15 protein-coding genes are annotated in these 14,939 nt (G+C 71.5%); 12 read left to right on the top strand and 3 right to left on the bottom strand.

The genetic code is table 11. From position 1 onward, the window contains the following. Positions 1–63 precede the first annotated feature (63 nt). Entirely contained in the window at positions 64–1,068 is a 1,005-nt protein-coding gene (thiL, locus tag ESP57_RS03640) for a thiamine-phosphate kinase (RefSeq protein ID WP_129230569.1), read from the top strand. On the opposite strand, the gene ESP57_RS03635 is transcribed toward thiL, so the two are convergent. Further along, entirely contained in the window at positions 1,038–1,631 is a 594-nt protein-coding gene (locus tag ESP57_RS03635) for an RsmD family RNA methyltransferase (protein ID WP_056009724.1), read from the bottom strand. The two genes, thiL and ESP57_RS03635, sit on opposite strands and share 31 nt — an antisense overlap. Before the next feature lie 71 nt (positions 1,632–1,702). Here ESP57_RS03635 and ESP57_RS03630 point away from each other — a divergent pair, with 71 nt between their 5' ends. The 10 genes from ESP57_RS03630 to mutM all read left to right on the top strand — a co-directional run bounded on the left by ESP57_RS03630 (position 1,703) and on the right by mutM (position 12,466). After that, entirely contained in the window at positions 1,703–2,509 is an 807-nt protein-coding gene (locus ESP57_RS03630) for a tetratricopeptide repeat protein (protein ID WP_158556671.1), read from the top strand. Next, on the top strand, positions 2,506–4,758 hold the full coding sequence (locus ESP57_RS03625) for an ATP-dependent DNA helicase RecG (protein WP_129230568.1): 2,253 nt from the start codon (positions 2,506–2,508) through the stop codon (positions 4,756–4,758). The genes ESP57_RS03630 and ESP57_RS03625 overlap by 4 nt, the downstream gene beginning before the upstream one ends. A gap of 51 nt (positions 4,759–4,809) precedes the next feature. Next, entirely contained in the window at positions 4,810–5,301 is a 492-nt protein-coding gene (gene coaD / locus ESP57_RS03620) for a pantetheine-phosphate adenylyltransferase (protein WP_056009720.1), read from the top strand. Between the two features lie 26 nt (positions 5,302–5,327). Further along, a complete protein-coding gene (locus tag ESP57_RS03615) occupies positions 5,328–6,302 on the top strand; it encodes an AAA family ATPase (protein WP_199470593.1) in 975 nt (324 codons plus the stop codon). 1 nt (position 6,303) lies between these two features. Then, positions 6,304–7,683: a DUF58 domain-containing protein gene (locus ESP57_RS03610; protein ID WP_129230567.1), complete on the top strand. Its 1,380-nt coding sequence runs from the start codon at positions 6,304–6,306 to the stop codon at positions 7,681–7,683. Next, positions 7,673–10,000: a transglutaminase TgpA family protein gene (locus ESP57_RS03605; RefSeq protein ID WP_129230566.1), complete on the top strand. Its 2,328-nt coding sequence runs from the start codon at positions 7,673–7,675 to the stop codon at positions 9,998–10,000. The genes ESP57_RS03610 and ESP57_RS03605 overlap by 11 nt, the downstream gene beginning before the upstream one ends. A gap of 113 nt (positions 10,001–10,113) precedes the next feature. Then, positions 10,114–10,581 carry a YceD family protein gene (locus ESP57_RS03600; protein WP_307836947.1) on the top strand — a complete coding sequence of 156 codons (468 nt, stop codon included), beginning with the start codon at positions 10,114–10,116 and terminating at the stop codon, positions 10,579–10,581. 2 nt (positions 10,582–10,583) lie between these two features. Beyond that, positions 10,584–10,787, top strand: coding sequence for a 50S ribosomal protein L32 (rpmF, locus tag ESP57_RS03595; RefSeq protein WP_022891802.1), 204 nt, complete (start codon positions 10,584–10,586; stop codon positions 10,785–10,787). A gap of 55 nt (positions 10,788–10,842) precedes the next feature. Then, positions 10,843–11,526 carry a ribonuclease III gene (gene rnc / locus ESP57_RS03590; RefSeq protein ID WP_115957560.1) on the top strand — a complete coding sequence of 228 codons (684 nt, stop codon included), beginning with the start codon at positions 10,843–10,845 and terminating at the stop codon, positions 11,524–11,526. Between the two features lies 1 nt (position 11,527). Further along, complete coding sequence (gene mutM / locus ESP57_RS03585) at positions 11,528–12,466, top strand: bifunctional DNA-formamidopyrimidine glycosylase/DNA-(apurinic or apyrimidinic site) lyase (protein ID WP_129230565.1); 939 nt, start codon at positions 11,528–11,530, stop codon at positions 12,464–12,466. A gap of 30 nt (positions 12,467–12,496) precedes the next feature. Here the strand turns inward: mutM and ESP57_RS03580 are convergent, their stop codons facing one another. After that, positions 12,497–13,054: a dihydrofolate reductase family protein gene (locus ESP57_RS03580; RefSeq protein WP_129230564.1), complete on the bottom strand. Its 558-nt coding sequence runs from the start codon at positions 13,052–13,054 to the stop codon at positions 12,497–12,499. 102 nt (positions 13,055–13,156) lie between these two features. On the opposite strand from ESP57_RS03580, the gene ESP57_RS03575 reads away from it, so the two are divergent. Then, positions 13,157–13,822 (top strand): TetR/AcrR family transcriptional regulator, encoded by a 666-nt coding sequence (locus ESP57_RS03575; RefSeq protein WP_129230563.1) that lies wholly within the window; start codon positions 13,157–13,159, stop codon positions 13,820–13,822. Here ESP57_RS03575 and ESP57_RS03570 read toward each other — a convergent pair. Next, on the bottom strand, positions 13,782–14,864 hold the full coding sequence (locus ESP57_RS03570) for a GNAT family N-acetyltransferase (protein WP_129230562.1): 1,083 nt from the start codon (positions 14,862–14,864) through the stop codon (positions 13,782–13,784). The two genes, ESP57_RS03575 and ESP57_RS03570, sit on opposite strands and share 41 nt — an antisense overlap. Positions 14,865–14,939: the final 75 nt, after the last annotated feature.

Raw genomic sequence — 14,939 nt, 5'->3', positions numbered from 1 at the left:
CGCGGGCGGCTCCGGCCGGGTGGCCGCACACGCCGGCATGCGGCGCACGCTAGCGTGAAGGGCATGCACGAGCGCGCGGACCAAGCGGCCCAGCCCCGAACCGTCGGCGAGCTCGGCGAAGACGCCGCACTGGCGCGCATCCTGCCGCGGCTCCGGCCGGCTGATGCCGCGCTTCTCGGCCCCGGCGACGATGCCGCCGTGGTCGCCGCCGCCGATGGACGCTTCGTCGTGACCACCGACCTCATGGTGCACGGCCCCGACTTCCGCCTCGCCTGGTCGACGCCGTTCGAGCTCGGCTGGAAGGCGGCGGCGACGAACCTCACGGATGTCGCGGCGATGGGAGCCCGCCCGACGGCACTCGTCGTGGCGATCGCCGCGCCGTCGTCGCTCGACGCCTCGGTGCTCGAGGGCATCGCCGATGGACTCCGTGAATGCCTCGCTGCGCTCGCCCCCGGCGCAGGCGTGGTGGGCGGCGACCTCACGGCGTCATCGGTGCTGACGATCGCGGTGACGGCGTTCGGCGATCTCGAGGGCCGCCCGCCCGTGACCCGCAGCGGGGCACGCCCCGGCGACGTCGTCGCGCACGCCGGCGCTCGCGGGGACGCTGCCCGCGGCCTCGCCCTGCTCTTCGACGAGGCGACGGATGCCTCGGGCGAACCCGACTCCGCTGCCGTCGACGTGCTGCGCGACCGCCACCCCGACCTGATCGTCGCTCAGCTGGCGCCGTCACCGCCCGTCGGCGCCGGGGTCGCGGCTGCGGCGGGTGGCGCGACGTCGATGCTCGACGTCTCCGACGGCCTCGCTCGAGACGCACGCCGCGTCGCCCAGGCGAGTGGTGTCGGCATCGACTTCTCGGCCGCAGCGCTCGGCCCCGACGTGCGGCTCGCCCTGGCCGGCGGCGAGGACCACGGCCTGCTCGCGACGTTCCCGCCCGGCACGGCGCTGCCCGAGCCGTTCGAACCCATCGGGCTCGTGACGGACGCGCCAGGGCGGCTCTTCGTCGACGGCGTCGCGATCGACTCCGCCGGATGGGACCCCTACTCGGGCTGGGACGGCCGCGCAGGCTGAGCCGTGGTCGCCCACCAGAGCGTCGTCTCGCCGTAGTCGCGGCGACGTTCGGGCTCGATGCCGGCGGGCCATTCGGGTTCGGGGGAGCGGGAGCTGCGTTCGACCATCACGACGGCGTCGGGCGCCAGCAGGGGCGCGAGCAGCTCGAGGTCGCGCGCCAGCGCTGCCTCGTCGAGCTCGTACGGCGGGTCGATGAAGGCGAGGTCGACGCCGGCGGCGGCGGTCTCGAGGTACGCGGCCACGGGACGCACGGCAACGCGGATGTGCGGCCGGGTGACGCCCTTCGCGGCCTTCAGCAGGGCATCGGCGTTGCTGCGGCACACCTCCGCCGCAGGCTTGGCTCGCTCGACGAGCACGACATCGGTGGCACCGCGGCTGGCCGCCTCGAGGCCCAATGCGCCCGACCCCGCGTAGAGGTCGAGCACCCGGGCGCCCTCGAGGGCGTCTCGCGCCTCGAGGGCGGAGAAGATCGCCTCGCGCACACGGTCGCTCGTGGGACGGGTGCCGGAGCGCGGCACTCGGAGGGTGAGGGAGCCGGCGAATCCGGCGATGATGCGGGTCATGCTCAGGCGAGCATAACGGGCGACCTCTCGCCGCTGCCATGAGGCGACCGAGCTGCTGCCATTATGGGAGGGTGGATGACTCGACCGACCAGGTGCCCGCCGAACCGTCCCGACACCGCGGCGCCGAACAGCAGATGATCGACCGACTCTGGGATTTCGGGAACCCGGCGGCGAGCGAGGAGCGATTCAGGGAGGCCGCTGACGACGACGGCAACTCCGCCCACCTCCGCGCCGTGATGACGACGCAGCTCGCCCGAGCTCTCGGAATCCAGGGCCGCGTCGACGAGGCGCTCGCGGTGCTCGAGAGCGTCGCAGCAGACGTTCCCGCCGGCGACGGCGGGGCGGATGCCGCTGAGCTCCGGGCTCGGGTGGCGATCGAGCGAGGGCGGCTCGCGGCATCCGCTGGGCGCCCCGCCGATGCGGTGCCCGAACTGACCCGCGGCGTTCGCGAGGCCGCGCTCGCCGGGTCGACGTTCCTCGTGCTCGACGCCCTGCACATGCTGGCGCTGAACGACGCCGGCCACGAGGAGGAGTGGGCGGCCGAGGGGTTCGACGTGCTCGACGGTGTGCGCGACGCCCGTTTGCGTCGCTGGGGCGTCGCCCTGCACAACAACCTCGGATGGACCATGCACGACGCGGGCAGGGCCGAGGCGGCCCTCACGCACTTCGAGCAGGCGGTCGAGGCCGCCGACCGATACGGCACTGCCGAGCAGCGCCACGTCGCCCGATGGTCGGTCGCCCGGTGCCTGCGCAGCCTCGGTCGCACCGACGAGGCGCTCGCGTTGCAGCGGGAGCTCGCAGCGGCCCGACCCGAAGACCCGTACGTGCAGGCGGAGCTCGCCGCGCTGACGGAGGCGCCGCCTACGATCGAGCCATGACCGAGGGGCGCGACACCGAAGGGCGCGGCGCGACGACGGCCGGCGAGATCGCGCCGGGCTCGTTCACCCTCGACTCCCGGCTGTCTGGGGCGCTCGGCGGGCGCACCGCGCAGGCGTTCGAGCGCGGGTTCGGGCATCGCACCGTCGGCGACCTGCTCGCGCACTACCCGCGGCGCTACGCCATGCGCGGCGAGCTGACCGCGCTCGCGACCCTGCCGCTCGACGAGAACATCACGATCATCGCCGAGGTGATCGCGGTCGGCGAGCGGTCGATGCGTGCTCGCCGCGGCTCGATCGTCGAGGCGAAGATCACCGACGGCACGGGCGTGCTGACCCTCACGTTCTTCAACCAGCGCTGGCGGGCCGCAGACCTGCGGCCCGGCCGGCGCGGCATCTTCGCCGGCAAGGTGAGCGACTACAAGGGGCAGCGCCAACTCGCGCACCCCGACTACGAGCTGTTCGACGACGCCGCGCCGCTCGAGGCCGGCGACGCGGCGGCCAAGCGCTGGGCCGAGGCGCCGATCCCGATCTACCCGGCGACGAGCACGCTCGCGAGCTGGCAGATCGCCAAGGCCGTCGAGCTCGTGCTCGACGGGCTCGCCCCGCTCGACGATCCGCTCCCGGCGTCGGTGCGCGCGGCGAAGTCGCTCCTCGGCCACCGCGAAGCGCTCGAGCTCGTGCACCGGCCTGAGCGCGACGGCGATTGGAAGCGCGCTCGCGGCACGCTCCGCTTCACCGAGGCGTTCGTGCTGCAGGCGGCGCTCCTCGAACGTCGGGCCGAGCTGCGCACGCACACGACCGTCGCGCGCGAGCCCGTGCCCGGCGGGCTCCTCGAGCGGTTCGACGCGGCGCTGCCCTTCACGCTCACGGGCGACCAGCTCGAGGTCAGCGGCGAGATCGCGCGCGACCTGGGCGAGCCCGTGCCGATGAACCGCCTCGTGCAGGGCGAGGTCGGCTCGGGCAAGACCGTCGTGGCGCTTCGCGCGATGCTCGCCGTCGCCGATTCGGGCGGCCAGTCGGCGCTCCTCGCGCCCACCGAGGTGCTCGCGGGCCAGCATCTGCGCTCGATCGCGAAGATGCTCGGCCCCGATCTCGCGGCCGAGCTCATGCCGACCCTGCTCACGGGCCAGCTTCCCGTCGCCGAGCGCAAGAAGGCGCTCCTGCGCGCCGCAGCGGGTCAGTCGCGCATCGTCGTCGGCACGCACGCCCTGCTCGGCGACAACGTCTCGTTCGCCGACCTCGGGCTCGTCGTCGTCGACGAGCAGCACCGCTTCGGCGTCGAGCAGCGCGAGGCGCTGCGGCTGAAGGGGCAGAGCCCGCCGCACGTGCTCGTGCTCACGGCCACGCCGATTCCCCGCACGGTCGCGATGACGGTGTTCGGCGACCTCGACGTGTCGACGATCCGCGAACTCCCGGCCGGGCGTGCCGGCATCACGTCCCAGGTCGTCCCGCTCGCGATCCGGCCGACCTGGCGTCCGCGCATCTGGGAACGCCTCGCCGAGGAGCTCGCGCTCGGCCGGCAGGCGTTCGTCGTCTGCCCCGCCATCGAGGCGAAGGTCGTCGAAGACGAGGGTCCCGCGGGCGCGGCCTCGGCCGCTGCGACCGACGGCGAGGGCCGAGCGGATGCCGCGGCCCCCGTGGCATCCGTCGTCGCCGTGCTGGCGGAGCTCCGCGACCACCCGCGGTTCGCCGAGACGCGCATCACGCCCCTGCATGGCCGAATGTCGGCCGACGAGAAGGACGCGGCGATGCGCGCCTTCTCGGCCGGCGAGATCGACGTGCTCGTCGCGACCACCGTCATCGAGGTCGGCGTCGATGTGCCGAACGCGAGCGCCATGGTCGTCGTCGACGCCGATCGGTTCGGCGTCTCGCAACTGCACCAGCTGCGCGGCAGGGTCGGCCGCGGGTCCGTGCCCGGGCTCTGCCTGCTCGTCACGTCGGCGGTGCCCGGATCGCTCGCCCTGCAGCGGGTCGAGGCCGTCGCCGCGACGCTCGACGGCTTCGAGCTCGCGCAGGCCGACCTCGAGCTGCGGCAGGAGGGCGACGTACTGGGCGCGGTGCAATCGGGCGGGCGTTCGTCGCTCAAGCTGCTGAAGGTCGCGCGCGACGGCGACCTCATCGCCGAGGCGCGGGAGATGGCGCAGGAGGTGCTCGAGGCCGGCGGCGGACTCGCGTCGCACCCAGCCCTCGCGGCGGCGGTGCGCCGTCGCCTCGACGAGGAGACGAGCGGGTACCTGAGCAAGGGCTGAGACTCTCCACAGCCCCTCGCGCGCGGCCGCGCGGGCAGTACGCTGGTGCGTATGCAGCGGATCGCCGTCGTCCCAGGATCGTTCGACCCCGTCACGCTCGGTCACCTCGACGTCATCGAGCGGGCCGCGGGGCTGTACGACGAGTTGCACGTCGTCGTCGTGCACAATCCCGACAAGTCCGCGCTGCTGCCGATCGCCCAGCGGGTCTCGCTCATCGAGCGGTCGATCGCCGAGGCCGGCATCCGGGGCCGCATCGTCGTGGCGTCGTGGAGCATGGGCCTCCTCGTCGACTACTGCACCGATGTCGGCGCCTCGGTGCTCGTGAAGGGCGTGCGCTCGCAGCTCGACGTCGCCTACGAGACGCCCATGGCGATCGTCAACCGTCACCTCGCGGGCGTCGAGACGGTCTTCCTCCTCCCCGATCCGGCGAACGCGCACGTGTCGAGCTCCCTCGTGCGCCAGGTGTCGGCGCTCGGCGGCGACGTCGCCCCATACGTGCCGACCGCGGTGTCCGAGTACCTCCAGGCGGCGATGACGCCATGACCGACCAGACGGCTGTCGCGGCGCAGATGGGCATCGACGAGGTCGGTGCGCGCGCGGCATCCATCGTGCAGAACGTCGAGGCGGTCATCGCCGGCAAGCGCGAGGCCGTCACGAGCGCGCTCACCGTGCTGCTCGCCGAGGGCCACCTCCTCATCGAAGACGTACCCGGCGTCGGCAAGACGATGCTCGCCAAGACGCTCGCCCGATCGGTCGACGCGACGGTCAGCCGCATCCAGTTCACCCCCGACCTGCTGCCGAGCGATGTCACCGGCGTCTCGGTGTTCGACCAGGCGAGTCGGCGTTTCGAGTTCAAGCACGGGCCGGTGTTCGCGAACATCGTGATCGGCGACGAGATCAACCGCGCGAGCCCGAAGACGCAGTCGGCGCTGCTCGAGTGCATGGAAGAGCGCCAGGTCACCGCTGACGGCACGACCTACCGGCTCGAGCCGCCGTTCACCGTTGTGGCCACGCAGAACCCTGTCGAGATGGAGGGTACGTACCCGTTGCCCGAGGCGCAGCGCGACCGCTTCATGGCGCGCATCTCCATGGGCTATCCCTCGTCGGCCGACGAGCTGGCGATGCTGTCGACGCGCGAGACGTCGAGCCCGCTCGATGCGCTCGAGCCGGTCGTGAGCCTCACCGAGCTGCGCGGCATGATCGAGGCCGTGCAGCACGTGTTCACGTCGCAGCCGGTCAAGGAGTACGCCGTCGACCTCGCCCGGGCGACGCGTGAAGACCGGCAACTGCGCCTCGGCGCGAGCCCGCGAGCCACGCTGCAGCTGATCCGGGCGGCGAAGGCGCACGCGGCGATGCACGGCCGAGACTTCGTCCTGCCCGACGACGTCGACGCACTCGCCGTGCCCGTGCTCGCGCACCGGCTCGTGCCCACGAGTCGTGCGGTCGGAGCGCACGACCGCGATAGCGGGCCGCTCATCGACGCCATCGTGCGCCGAATCGTGGGGGAGACGCCGATTCCGGTCGGCAGCGCGCGAAGGAACTGACATGTGGCACCCCCGTTCCGTTCGAGTCGCGACCTGGCCGCGACTCACGCGCCGGGGTGCCACGCTCGTCATCGTCGGGGTGCTGCTGTTCGCCGTGTCGCTCTGGTTCGACTCTCGCGACGTGCTCGTGCTCGCCTTCGTCGGCATCGCCATGCCGGCCGTGGCCGCGCTCTTCGTGGCCCTGCGCAAGCCGAGCCTCGCGGTCACGCGGAGGTTCGCCCCACCGGTCGCCGAGGCGGGCGGCTCGACTCTGGTGGCGCTCGTCATCAAGAACCGCTCCCGCCGCACCTTCGACGGGGCGCACTGGCGAGACGGGGTGCCGACGACGCTGACGGCAGCACCCGAAGCGATCCTGCCGGCGATGGGCCCCTACGAATCGATGCTGCCCTCGGGCGACGACACGGTGCGCGTCGAGTACCGGTTGCGGATGCCGCGGCGCGGCGTCTACCCCATCGGACCGCTGCGCGTCGGCATCGCCGACCCGTTCGGTCTCGCGAGGGTCGACCGTGACGTCGGCACCGCCCACGAGGTCGTGGTCACCCCGCGCGTGACTCCGCTCGACACGGCACTCGGCTCGGCAGCGAGCGTCGACGGCGTGCTCAACGGCCTGCAACTCCGCACGCATCCGAACTCCGACGAGCTCATCGCCCGCGAGTACCGCTACGGCGACCCGTTGCGGCGGGTGAACTGGGCGGCGACCGCCCGCCGCGGCGAGCTCATGGTGCGCGAGGAGGAGCAGCGGGGCGACCCCGAGGCTCGCATCATCCTCGACACCGCGCTCGCAGGGCGCGCGCGGCAGGCGGGTCATCGCCGTGACGCCGACGACAGCCCGCACTTCGGCTTCGAACTCGGCGTCGAGGTCGCGGCGTCGATCGGCATGCACCTGCTCGAACACGGATACCGGGTGCGCTGCGATCGCCTCGACGATCCCGAGCGGGGTCTCGCCTCGGGCGAGTCGGGTGCCGGCTACCGTCTGCCCGGCGGCGATCGACTGCTGCTCGAAGACCTCGCGCGGCTCGACGGCCCCGCCGGAGCGGCCGGCGCCCGCACGCAGTCGGCTGCCGGGACCCACTCAGCGGGCTCTCGCGGACGGGACGCCCGCATGCCGGGGTTCGCCGTGCTCGTCGACCCCGACGAGCACGACGCCCGCTCCCTCGTCGCGCTGCGATCGAGCATCGAGCCGGCCGTGGTCTTCGCGACCGAGGGGGTGGCAGGGGGCATCGTCGACCTGCTCGAGAAGGCCGATTGGCGAGTGGTGCGCGTGCGCCGCGCGGCCGAGATCGCGTCGGCGTGGTCGGGCACGACCCGACCCCAGCCCGTTGCGCCGAGTCGCCCGCCCGCCCGCCGCCCGGTGGCACCCGGAGTGCCCGATGCGTCCTGATCCCGCTCCCCTCTCACGAGCCCAGCGGCTCGCCCTCACCGCTGCATCCTTCCTGCTGCTCGCGACCGCCGCGATGGCCCTCGGCCCGCTCATCGCTGGCAGCGGATGGTGGTGGCTGTGCGCGTTCATCGCGGGCGGGGTGCTGTTCGCGGGCACGGGCCTGCGAGCCCTGCGAACGCCGGCCTCGCTCGTGCCGGTGCTCGAACTCGTCGTGCTCCTGCTGCTCCTGACACTCGTGTTCGGCGGAGCCACGAGCATCGCGCTCGTGATCCCGACGCAAGGCACCTTCGAGGCCTTCGGCGAGCTCATGTCGGGTGCGCAGCGCACGATCGAACAGCAGTCGGTGCCGGCCATCCCCGTGCCGCCGCTCCTGTTCGCGCTCGCGCTCGGCATCGGGCTGCTCGCGTTCGTCGTGGACGTGCTCGTCCAGACGCTCCGGGTGCCCGCGCTCGCGGCGGTGCCGGCGCTCGTGCCCGTCGTGGTGCCCGGCTTCATCATCGAGGCGGGTGCCGAGGCGCCGGCGCTCGTGCTCACGGCAGCGGCGTACCTGCTGCTGCTGAGGGTCGACGTGCGTGTGCGACGACGGGCGCGCCTCGCCGCCGGGGCCGAGGGCGAGGATGCCGCGACGATCGTGCCGCCGAACCGGGTGCCCATCGTGTCGACGCTCGGCGCCTCGCTCGGCCTCGCCGCGGTCGGCCTTCTGACCGCGTCGATCCTGGCGGCGTCGACGCCGAGCATCTCATCGAGCCTCCTGCTCGGGTCGCCGAGCCAGGGCACGCTGTTCGGGCGCGGGGTGAGCCCCTTCATCGACCTCGGACGGGATCTCCGTCGTCCCGAGCCGCGCCCGGCGTTCCACTACTTCGCGCGAGACGCCGACCGCCCGTACTTCTCCCTGCTCACCCTCGACGAGTTCGAGGGCGAGGTGTGGGGCGCCGGCAACGAGGCCGTCGACGGCGACAACACGGTCGATGCGATGCCGAGGCCCGACGGCCTCTCCGACGAGGTCGTGACCACGGAGCATCCGATCGAGGTGATCGTCGACGAGGTGCGTACGACGTGGCTCCCCGTGCCCTACCCGACCTCTCGCATCGAGGGCCTCAGCGGTTCCTGGTTCTGGGAGGCTGGCTCGCTGTCGGTGCGCAGCGTCGACACGAACACGGGCGGGCAGCGCTACCGGGCCACCCGCCTCGAGGTGGAGCCCACGGTCGCGCAGTTGCGCGACGCGAGCACCGACGTGCCGGCCGAAATCGAGCCGAACCTCGCGCTGCCCGAGGAGATGCCGCCGATCATCGCCGAGACGGCTGCGGCGGTCACCGCGGGCACCACCTCCCGCTACGACGCGGCGGTGGCGATCCAGTCCTACCTCCGTTCCTCCCAGTTCGACTACTCCACCGAAGCGCCGGTCGCCGAGGGGTACGACGGCGGCGGCTTCGATGTCATCGCGCAGTTCCTCGAGGCCAAGTCGGGGTACTGCGTCCACTTCGCCTCGACGATGGCGGTCCTCGCGCGGGAGATCGGAATCCCCTCGCGCATCTCGCTGGGCTACACGCAGGGTTCTCCGACGCAGGAGCGCGTCGACGGCGTGCAGCGGGTCGAGGTCGACTCGCACGACCTGCACTCGTGGCCCGAACTGTACTTCGAGGGTGTCGGGTGGGTGCCGTTCGAACCGACCCCGGGTCGAGGCACGGTGCCCGGGTACTCGAGGCCCGGCGCGGGCGACGGCACCGGCGCCGCCGCCCCGAGCACGGCGCCGGTGAGCCCGGGAGCGAGTGGCCGTCCCGAGCTCGATCCCGATCGGGGCCTCGCCGGGCAGGCCGGCGGTGCCTCGACGGCGAACACCTGGTGGCAGCGCGGGGTGCCGGTGGTGCTCCTCGCCGTGCTCCTGCTGCTCCTCCCGGCGATGCTCCGCGTCGGACAGCGTTGGACGCGTCGCCGGCGCATCGCGAAGGGCGAGCGACCCGCGGATACCGCGTGGGACGAGGTGATCGCGACCGCCCGCGATCTCGGCGCCGGTGGCGACGACGCCGAGACGGCCCGGGCCTTCGCAGCCACGGTCTCCGAGCGAGCGGCATTCCAGGGAGCCGAGGCGAGGGCAGCGCTGTTCGGGCTCCGTGACGCCGTCGAACGCGAGCGGTACGGACCCGACGATATCGTCGACGTCGCGGACCCGGTTCTGCACGGGCAGCTCGCCGATGTCCGGGCGGCACTCCTGGCCGACGCAGCACCGGTGGTGCGTGCGAGGGCGATGCTCGCGCCGCGATCGCTGTTCGACACCGCACGGCGGGCGTTCGGCGAACGCCCATCCGTCGGCGCGTAGACTCGTCGATCGTGGCCATCAAGTATTCCCCGTTCCGTGTGAACGTCCGCGACCTCGTCAACCGTCCCGGCGAGATGCGCGAGCACCCCTTCTCCGTCGCCGCAGGCGACCAGATGGGCGAGGGGCTGGTCGCCGTCCGCGCCGGTTCCGAGCTCGACATCGACGTTCGGCTCGAGTCGGTGCACGAGGGCATCCTCGTCACCGCAGAGGTCGACGCGGTGGCCGAAGGGGAGTGCGGCAGATGCCTCATCGACATCGCGCTGCCCGTCGAAGTCGAGTTCCAAGAACTCTTCGGGTATCATTCTGGGGAAGCCATCGAGTATGAGGTTCAAGACGACCACGTGGATCTTGAACCACTCATCCGAGATGCGGTAGTGCTGGCACTGCCGTTCCAGCCGGTGTGCCGACCGGATTGCCCGGGACTCGACCTCGAGACCGGGCTCCGACTGGCCGATCATCCGGAACTCGTCACCCCTGAGCACAGCGATCCACGATGGTCCGCGCTCGCAGGGTTCCAGGCTTCCGAAGACAGCGGCCCGGATGACGCATCCGGCGCCGACCAGCAGAGAGAAGAGAGATAGTCATGGCTGTTCCGAAGCGGAAGAAGTCACGCGCCCGAACCCACATGCGCCGCGCGCAGTGGAAGGCCGAGGTCCCCACCCTGGTCAAGACGGTCGAGAACGGCAAGGTCACCTACAGCCTTCCTCACCGTGCCAAGGTCGTCGAGGACTCGGCGGGCACCCCGCTCTTCCTCGAGTACAAGGGCCGCAAGGTCGCCGACGTCTAGTCGGCCCCCGATACCCGAACGACCGGTCGTGACGCGAACGGAGCTCAACGGGGCAGTGGATCAGACGATCGAGGAGCTGCAGCAACGCCTGCAGATCTCGATCGATCCCGCCCTGCTCCAGCTCGCGCTCACGCACCGGTCATTCGCGTACGAGAACGGCGGCATCCCGACCAACGAGCGTCTCGAGTTCCTCGGCGATTCGATCCTCGGGCAAGCCGTGACGGTCAAGCTGTTCCGCGACCACCCCGATCTCGATGAGGGGGAGCTCGCGAAGCGGCGGGCGAGCCTCGTCTCGAGCGTGGCGCTCGCAGAAGTCGGTCGCGCGATCGGCGTCGGTCGGTTCATCCGACTCGGCCGGGGCGAGACCATGACCGGTGGCGCAGACAAGCCGTCGATCCTCGCCGACACGGTCGAAGCCATCATCGGCGCCGTCTACCTCGACGCCGGCGGTGACACCGCCACGGCGCTCGTGCTGCGACTCGTCGCGCCGCTCATGAAAGACCCTGCACGTTTCGGTGCGGCCATGGATCCGAAGACCAGCCTGCAGGAGATCGCGGCTCGTCGCGGCGCGACGGCACCCGTCTACACGGTCGCCGAGAGTGGACCCGACCACAACAAGCACTTCGTCGCCACGGTGACCGTCGGCGACCTCGTCGAGGCGTCGGGCGAGGGTTCGAGCAAGAAGCAGGCCGAGATGGCTGCGGCACTCGAGGCCTGGACCAGGCTCGACTCGCGCTGACGTGCCCGAGCTGCCCGAGGTCGAAGTGGTGCGGGCCGGACTGGCACCAGCGGTCACCGGCGCGATCGTCTCGGCCGTCGAGGTGCTCGAGCCTCGTTCGCTGAAGCGGCACGACGCGGCATCCGGAGGTTTCGAGTCCCTGCTGACGGGCGCCCGCATCGACGCGGCCGTGCGCCGCGGCAAGTTCCTGTGGTTGCCCCTCTCCGCTGATGAACGTCGCGGCGACGAGCGGCGCGACGGCCGGGCCCTCGTCGGCCACCTCGGCATGAGCGGGCAGATGCTGCTGCGCACGCCCGACCATCCCGGCGACGACGCGCATGCCCGGGTGCGACTGCACCTGGAACACCCCGAGCACGGCGAGCTGCGCGTGGACTTCGTCGACCAGCGCATCTTCGGATCCCTCGCGATCGACCGGCTCGTGCCGACGGCCGACGGCGAGATCGCGGGCTTCTCCGACGGCGTCACGGGGGAGTGGGCGCGCCAGGTGCCCGCCCAGGTCGCCCACATCGCGCGGGATCCCCTCGACCCGGCGTTCTCGGAGCGGGCCTTCTTCGCGGCGCTCGCCAAGCGCGGCACGGCGATCAAGCGCGTGCTGCTCGATCAGGGCGTCGTGAGCGGCATCGGCAACATCTACGCCGACGAGTCGCTGTGGGCGGTGCGGCTGCACGGCGAGCAGCCCGCGTCGTCGCTGTCGAGGCGGCGTGCCCGCGAACTCCTCGGCGCGGTGCGCGAGGTGCTCGGCAAGGCCCTCGCCGAGGGCGGCACGAGCTTCGATGCGCAATACGTGAACGTCAACGGGGCATCCGGCTACTTCGAGCATTCCCTGAACGCCTACGGGCGAGCGGGCAAGCCCTGCCCTCGCTGCGGCACGCCGATGGTGCGCGAGGCGTTCATGAACCGGGGTTCGCATTTCTGCCCGAGGTGCCAGCGGGTGCGATGAGTACGCCGTGATCGCCGCCCGGCGCGACGGTCAGCGGGTGTGGTAGCGCGCGTACATGAGCCCGTTGTCGAAGGCGCGCTCTTCGACCAGGTCGAGATCGAGTCGCACGCCGTCGGGGAAGAACCGGGTGCCGCCGCCGACGACGCTCGTGGTGATGAAGAGGTGGTACTCGTCCACGAGCCCCGCCGCGATCGCCTGGGCCGCGAGGTTCGGCCCGTCGACGCTGAGGTCGTGATCGGACTCGGCCTTGAGCTCGCGAACCGCATCGGCGTCGAATGCGCGCTCGATGCGGGTCTTTTCGCTCGACACCGACTCCAGCGTCGTGGAGTACACGATCTTCTGCGCGGCCTTCCACTCGTCGGCGTACTCCAAGATGTACTTCGGTACGTCCGGCTGGGCGTCGACGGTCTCCCAGAAGACCATGGTCTCGTACATGCGCCGGCCGTAGAGGAAGGTGCCGACGTTGCGAAAGGCATTGCCGATGAACGTGTGCACCTCTTCGTCTTCGGCTCCGTTGCCGAGGTCGCCCTCGGCCGCTTCGGCATACCCGTCGAGCGAGGTGATCATCGAATAGATGAGCTTGCCCATTGCAGCTCCTTTGCTTGAGGTGAGTCGATCGGCTCACCTTTGGCAAGCTAGCAACCCCCGAGTCATGAGTCAAGCGACTCACCTCTCTGGCATACTTGGCGCATGGCCCGTGAGCTCTCCGCATACCATCGTCAGATCGCCGCAGCCAACCGTGCGGCCATCATCGCCGCGGCCACCGCGCTGTTTCTCGAGCACGGGTACGACCGCACCTCGCTCACGCGCGTCGCCGAGGGCGCAGGGGTCTCCAAGGCCACCCTGTTCAAGCAGTTCCCGACGAAAGCCGAACTGTTCGAGGCGATGGTGCTCGCGGCCGGTGACGCGCCTGCTGGAGAGGTCGTCGACCCGCCGATCGGGGACTTCAGCGGGGGATTGACGGCGCTGGGCAACGCGTATGTGGAGTTGTTGAACCGCCCCCGCATGGAGCAGCTGCTCCGCATCCTGATCGGCGAGTCCCAGCGGTTTCCCGAGCTCCGCGAGCGAACCTTCGACTTCGGCACGTTGCCCGTCTTCGCGGCACTCGGGCGCTATCTGCGGGCCGAGGCCGCCGCGGGAACCGCGCACATGGATGACCCGGATGCCGTGGCAGCCCAGTTCCTCGGCATGATCGCGACCGTCGTCTTCTGGCCTCGCCTCATCCACGGCGGTTGGTCGCTCAGTGAGGACGAGACGCGCAACGTGGTGGACGAAGCCGTGCGAACCATCGTCGCGCGGTTCGGCGCAGGTCGGATCAGGCCCGCTGCCACTCCGCGCTCATCCCGCGAAGGGTGAAGCCGAGCGCGATGTTGATCGCGAGCATGTGGTCGTTCTCGTCGGCGTTCCACGTGTAGACGTCGGTGCGCTCCGGCGCGGTCTCGGCGAGGCGCACGAGGTTGCCGAGCTTCATCAGCATGCCGAGGCGATGGCCGCGGTGCGGCCCGAGCACGATCGTGTCCCACTGGAACACCGCCAGCGAGTCCGACGGCAGCGAGAGCTCGGTGTAGCCTGCCACCGACCCATCGGGCGCGATGGCGGCCTGCACGAGCGTCGTGCGACCGCCGGCGAGCGCCCGGGTCTCGCCGGCCCGCACCCGCTTGGCATCCCACACCTCCTCGTCGTACAAGATGCCGCCGGCGGGCGGATCCGTCGCCATCGAGGCGTGGGCCACGGCGAGGGAGTCGAGCAGCTCCTCGGGTGCCCGGTCGGTCCATGCAACGAGCCGATAGCCCGAAGCGTGGGCGTCGCGTTCGGCGAGGCGGTCGTCGAGCAGCGACCGGAACTCCGCCGATCTGCCCGTCACGGTGAGCCCGCTCATGCGTTCGAGCTGACCGAGGCGATATCCGTGACGGGACGCGAACGCGGCTCCGGGATCGGCTGCCGGGATCGAGCCGGTGCCGTCGGGCGCCTCGAGGCGGGGGCCGGCGAGTTCGAGGCCGACGAGCGCGACATCCGAGAACCCGGCGAACACCTGGCGGCCGATGGATCGCGCGTGGCTCTCGGCCCGGCGCAGCAGCTCGCTGCCGATGCCCTGCCGACGCAGGTCGACGACGACACCGACGGTGATCTCAGCTGCGCGCGCGCCCTCGCTGCGCTCCCATTGCAGTTCGGCACGGCCGACGCATCGCTCTCCGTCCCAGGCGGCGAACGCCCGGCGCCCGGTGTACCGGTCGTCGAGGAACTCGGGCAGCAGTTCCGGTGCGTCGTAGGAGAAGCGCCGGTGCCCCCAGACCGACTCGTCGATCTGCGCCGTCAGCTCGACGTACGCCTCGAACTCGGCGGCCGCGGGAGTGCCGAGTCGCTCGGGGACCGCGACCGGTCGAACGTCGATCGTCATGGATGAGCCTCCTCGCCGCCCCGCAGGCAGCCGATCAGGATATCGGCAGTGTCCCGCGGCGACAAGATCGGATCG

Origin of the sequence: Agromyces fucosus, assembly GCF_004134865.1 — a bacterium.
GTDB lineage: Bacteria > Actinomycetota > Actinomycetes > Actinomycetales > Microbacteriaceae > Agromyces > Agromyces fucosus.
Note: the sequence above shows the minus strand (reverse complement) of the source record. Positions and strands in the feature narration are given on the sequence as shown.

Bases quoted from the DNA above. Each gene is read 5' to 3' on its own strand.
- rpmF (WP_022891802.1), top strand. From the start codon at position 10,584: ATGGCTGTTCCGAAGCGGAAGAAGTCACGCGCCCGAACCCACATGCGC.
- ESP57_RS03575 (WP_129230563.1), top strand. From the start codon at position 13,157: ATGGCCCGTGAGCTCTCCGCATACCATCGTCAGATCGCCGCAGCCAAC.
- ESP57_RS03600 (WP_307836947.1), top strand. From the start codon at position 10,114: ATGGGCGAGGGGCTGGTCGCCGTCCGCGCCGGTTCCGAGCTCGACATC.
- thiL (WP_129230569.1), top strand. From the start codon at position 64: ATGCACGAGCGCGCGGACCAAGCGGCCCAGCCCCGAACCGTCGGCGAG.
- ESP57_RS03580 (WP_129230564.1), bottom strand. From the start codon at position 13,054: ATGGGCAAGCTCATCTATTCGATGATCACCTCGCTCGACGGGTATGCC.
- ESP57_RS03635 (WP_056009724.1), bottom strand. From the start codon at position 1,631: ATGACCCGCATCATCGCCGGATTCGCCGGCTCCCTCACCCTCCGAGTG.
- coaD (WP_056009720.1), top strand. From the start codon at position 4,810: ATGCAGCGGATCGCCGTCGTCCCAGGATCGTTCGACCCCGTCACGCTC.
- ESP57_RS03625 (WP_129230568.1), top strand. From the start codon at position 2,506: ATGACCGAGGGGCGCGACACCGAAGGGCGCGGCGCGACGACGGCCGGC.
- ESP57_RS03605 (WP_129230566.1), top strand. From the start codon at position 7,673: ATGCGTCCTGATCCCGCTCCCCTCTCACGAGCCCAGCGGCTCGCCCTC.
- ESP57_RS03570 (WP_129230562.1), bottom strand. From the start codon at position 14,864: ATGACGATCGACGTTCGACCGGTCGCGGTCCCCGAGCGACTCGGCACT.
- ESP57_RS03615 (WP_199470593.1), top strand. From the start codon at position 5,328: ATGGGCATCGACGAGGTCGGTGCGCGCGCGGCATCCATCGTGCAGAAC.
- ESP57_RS03610 (WP_129230567.1), top strand. From the start codon at position 6,304: ATGTGGCACCCCCGTTCCGTTCGAGTCGCGACCTGGCCGCGACTCACG.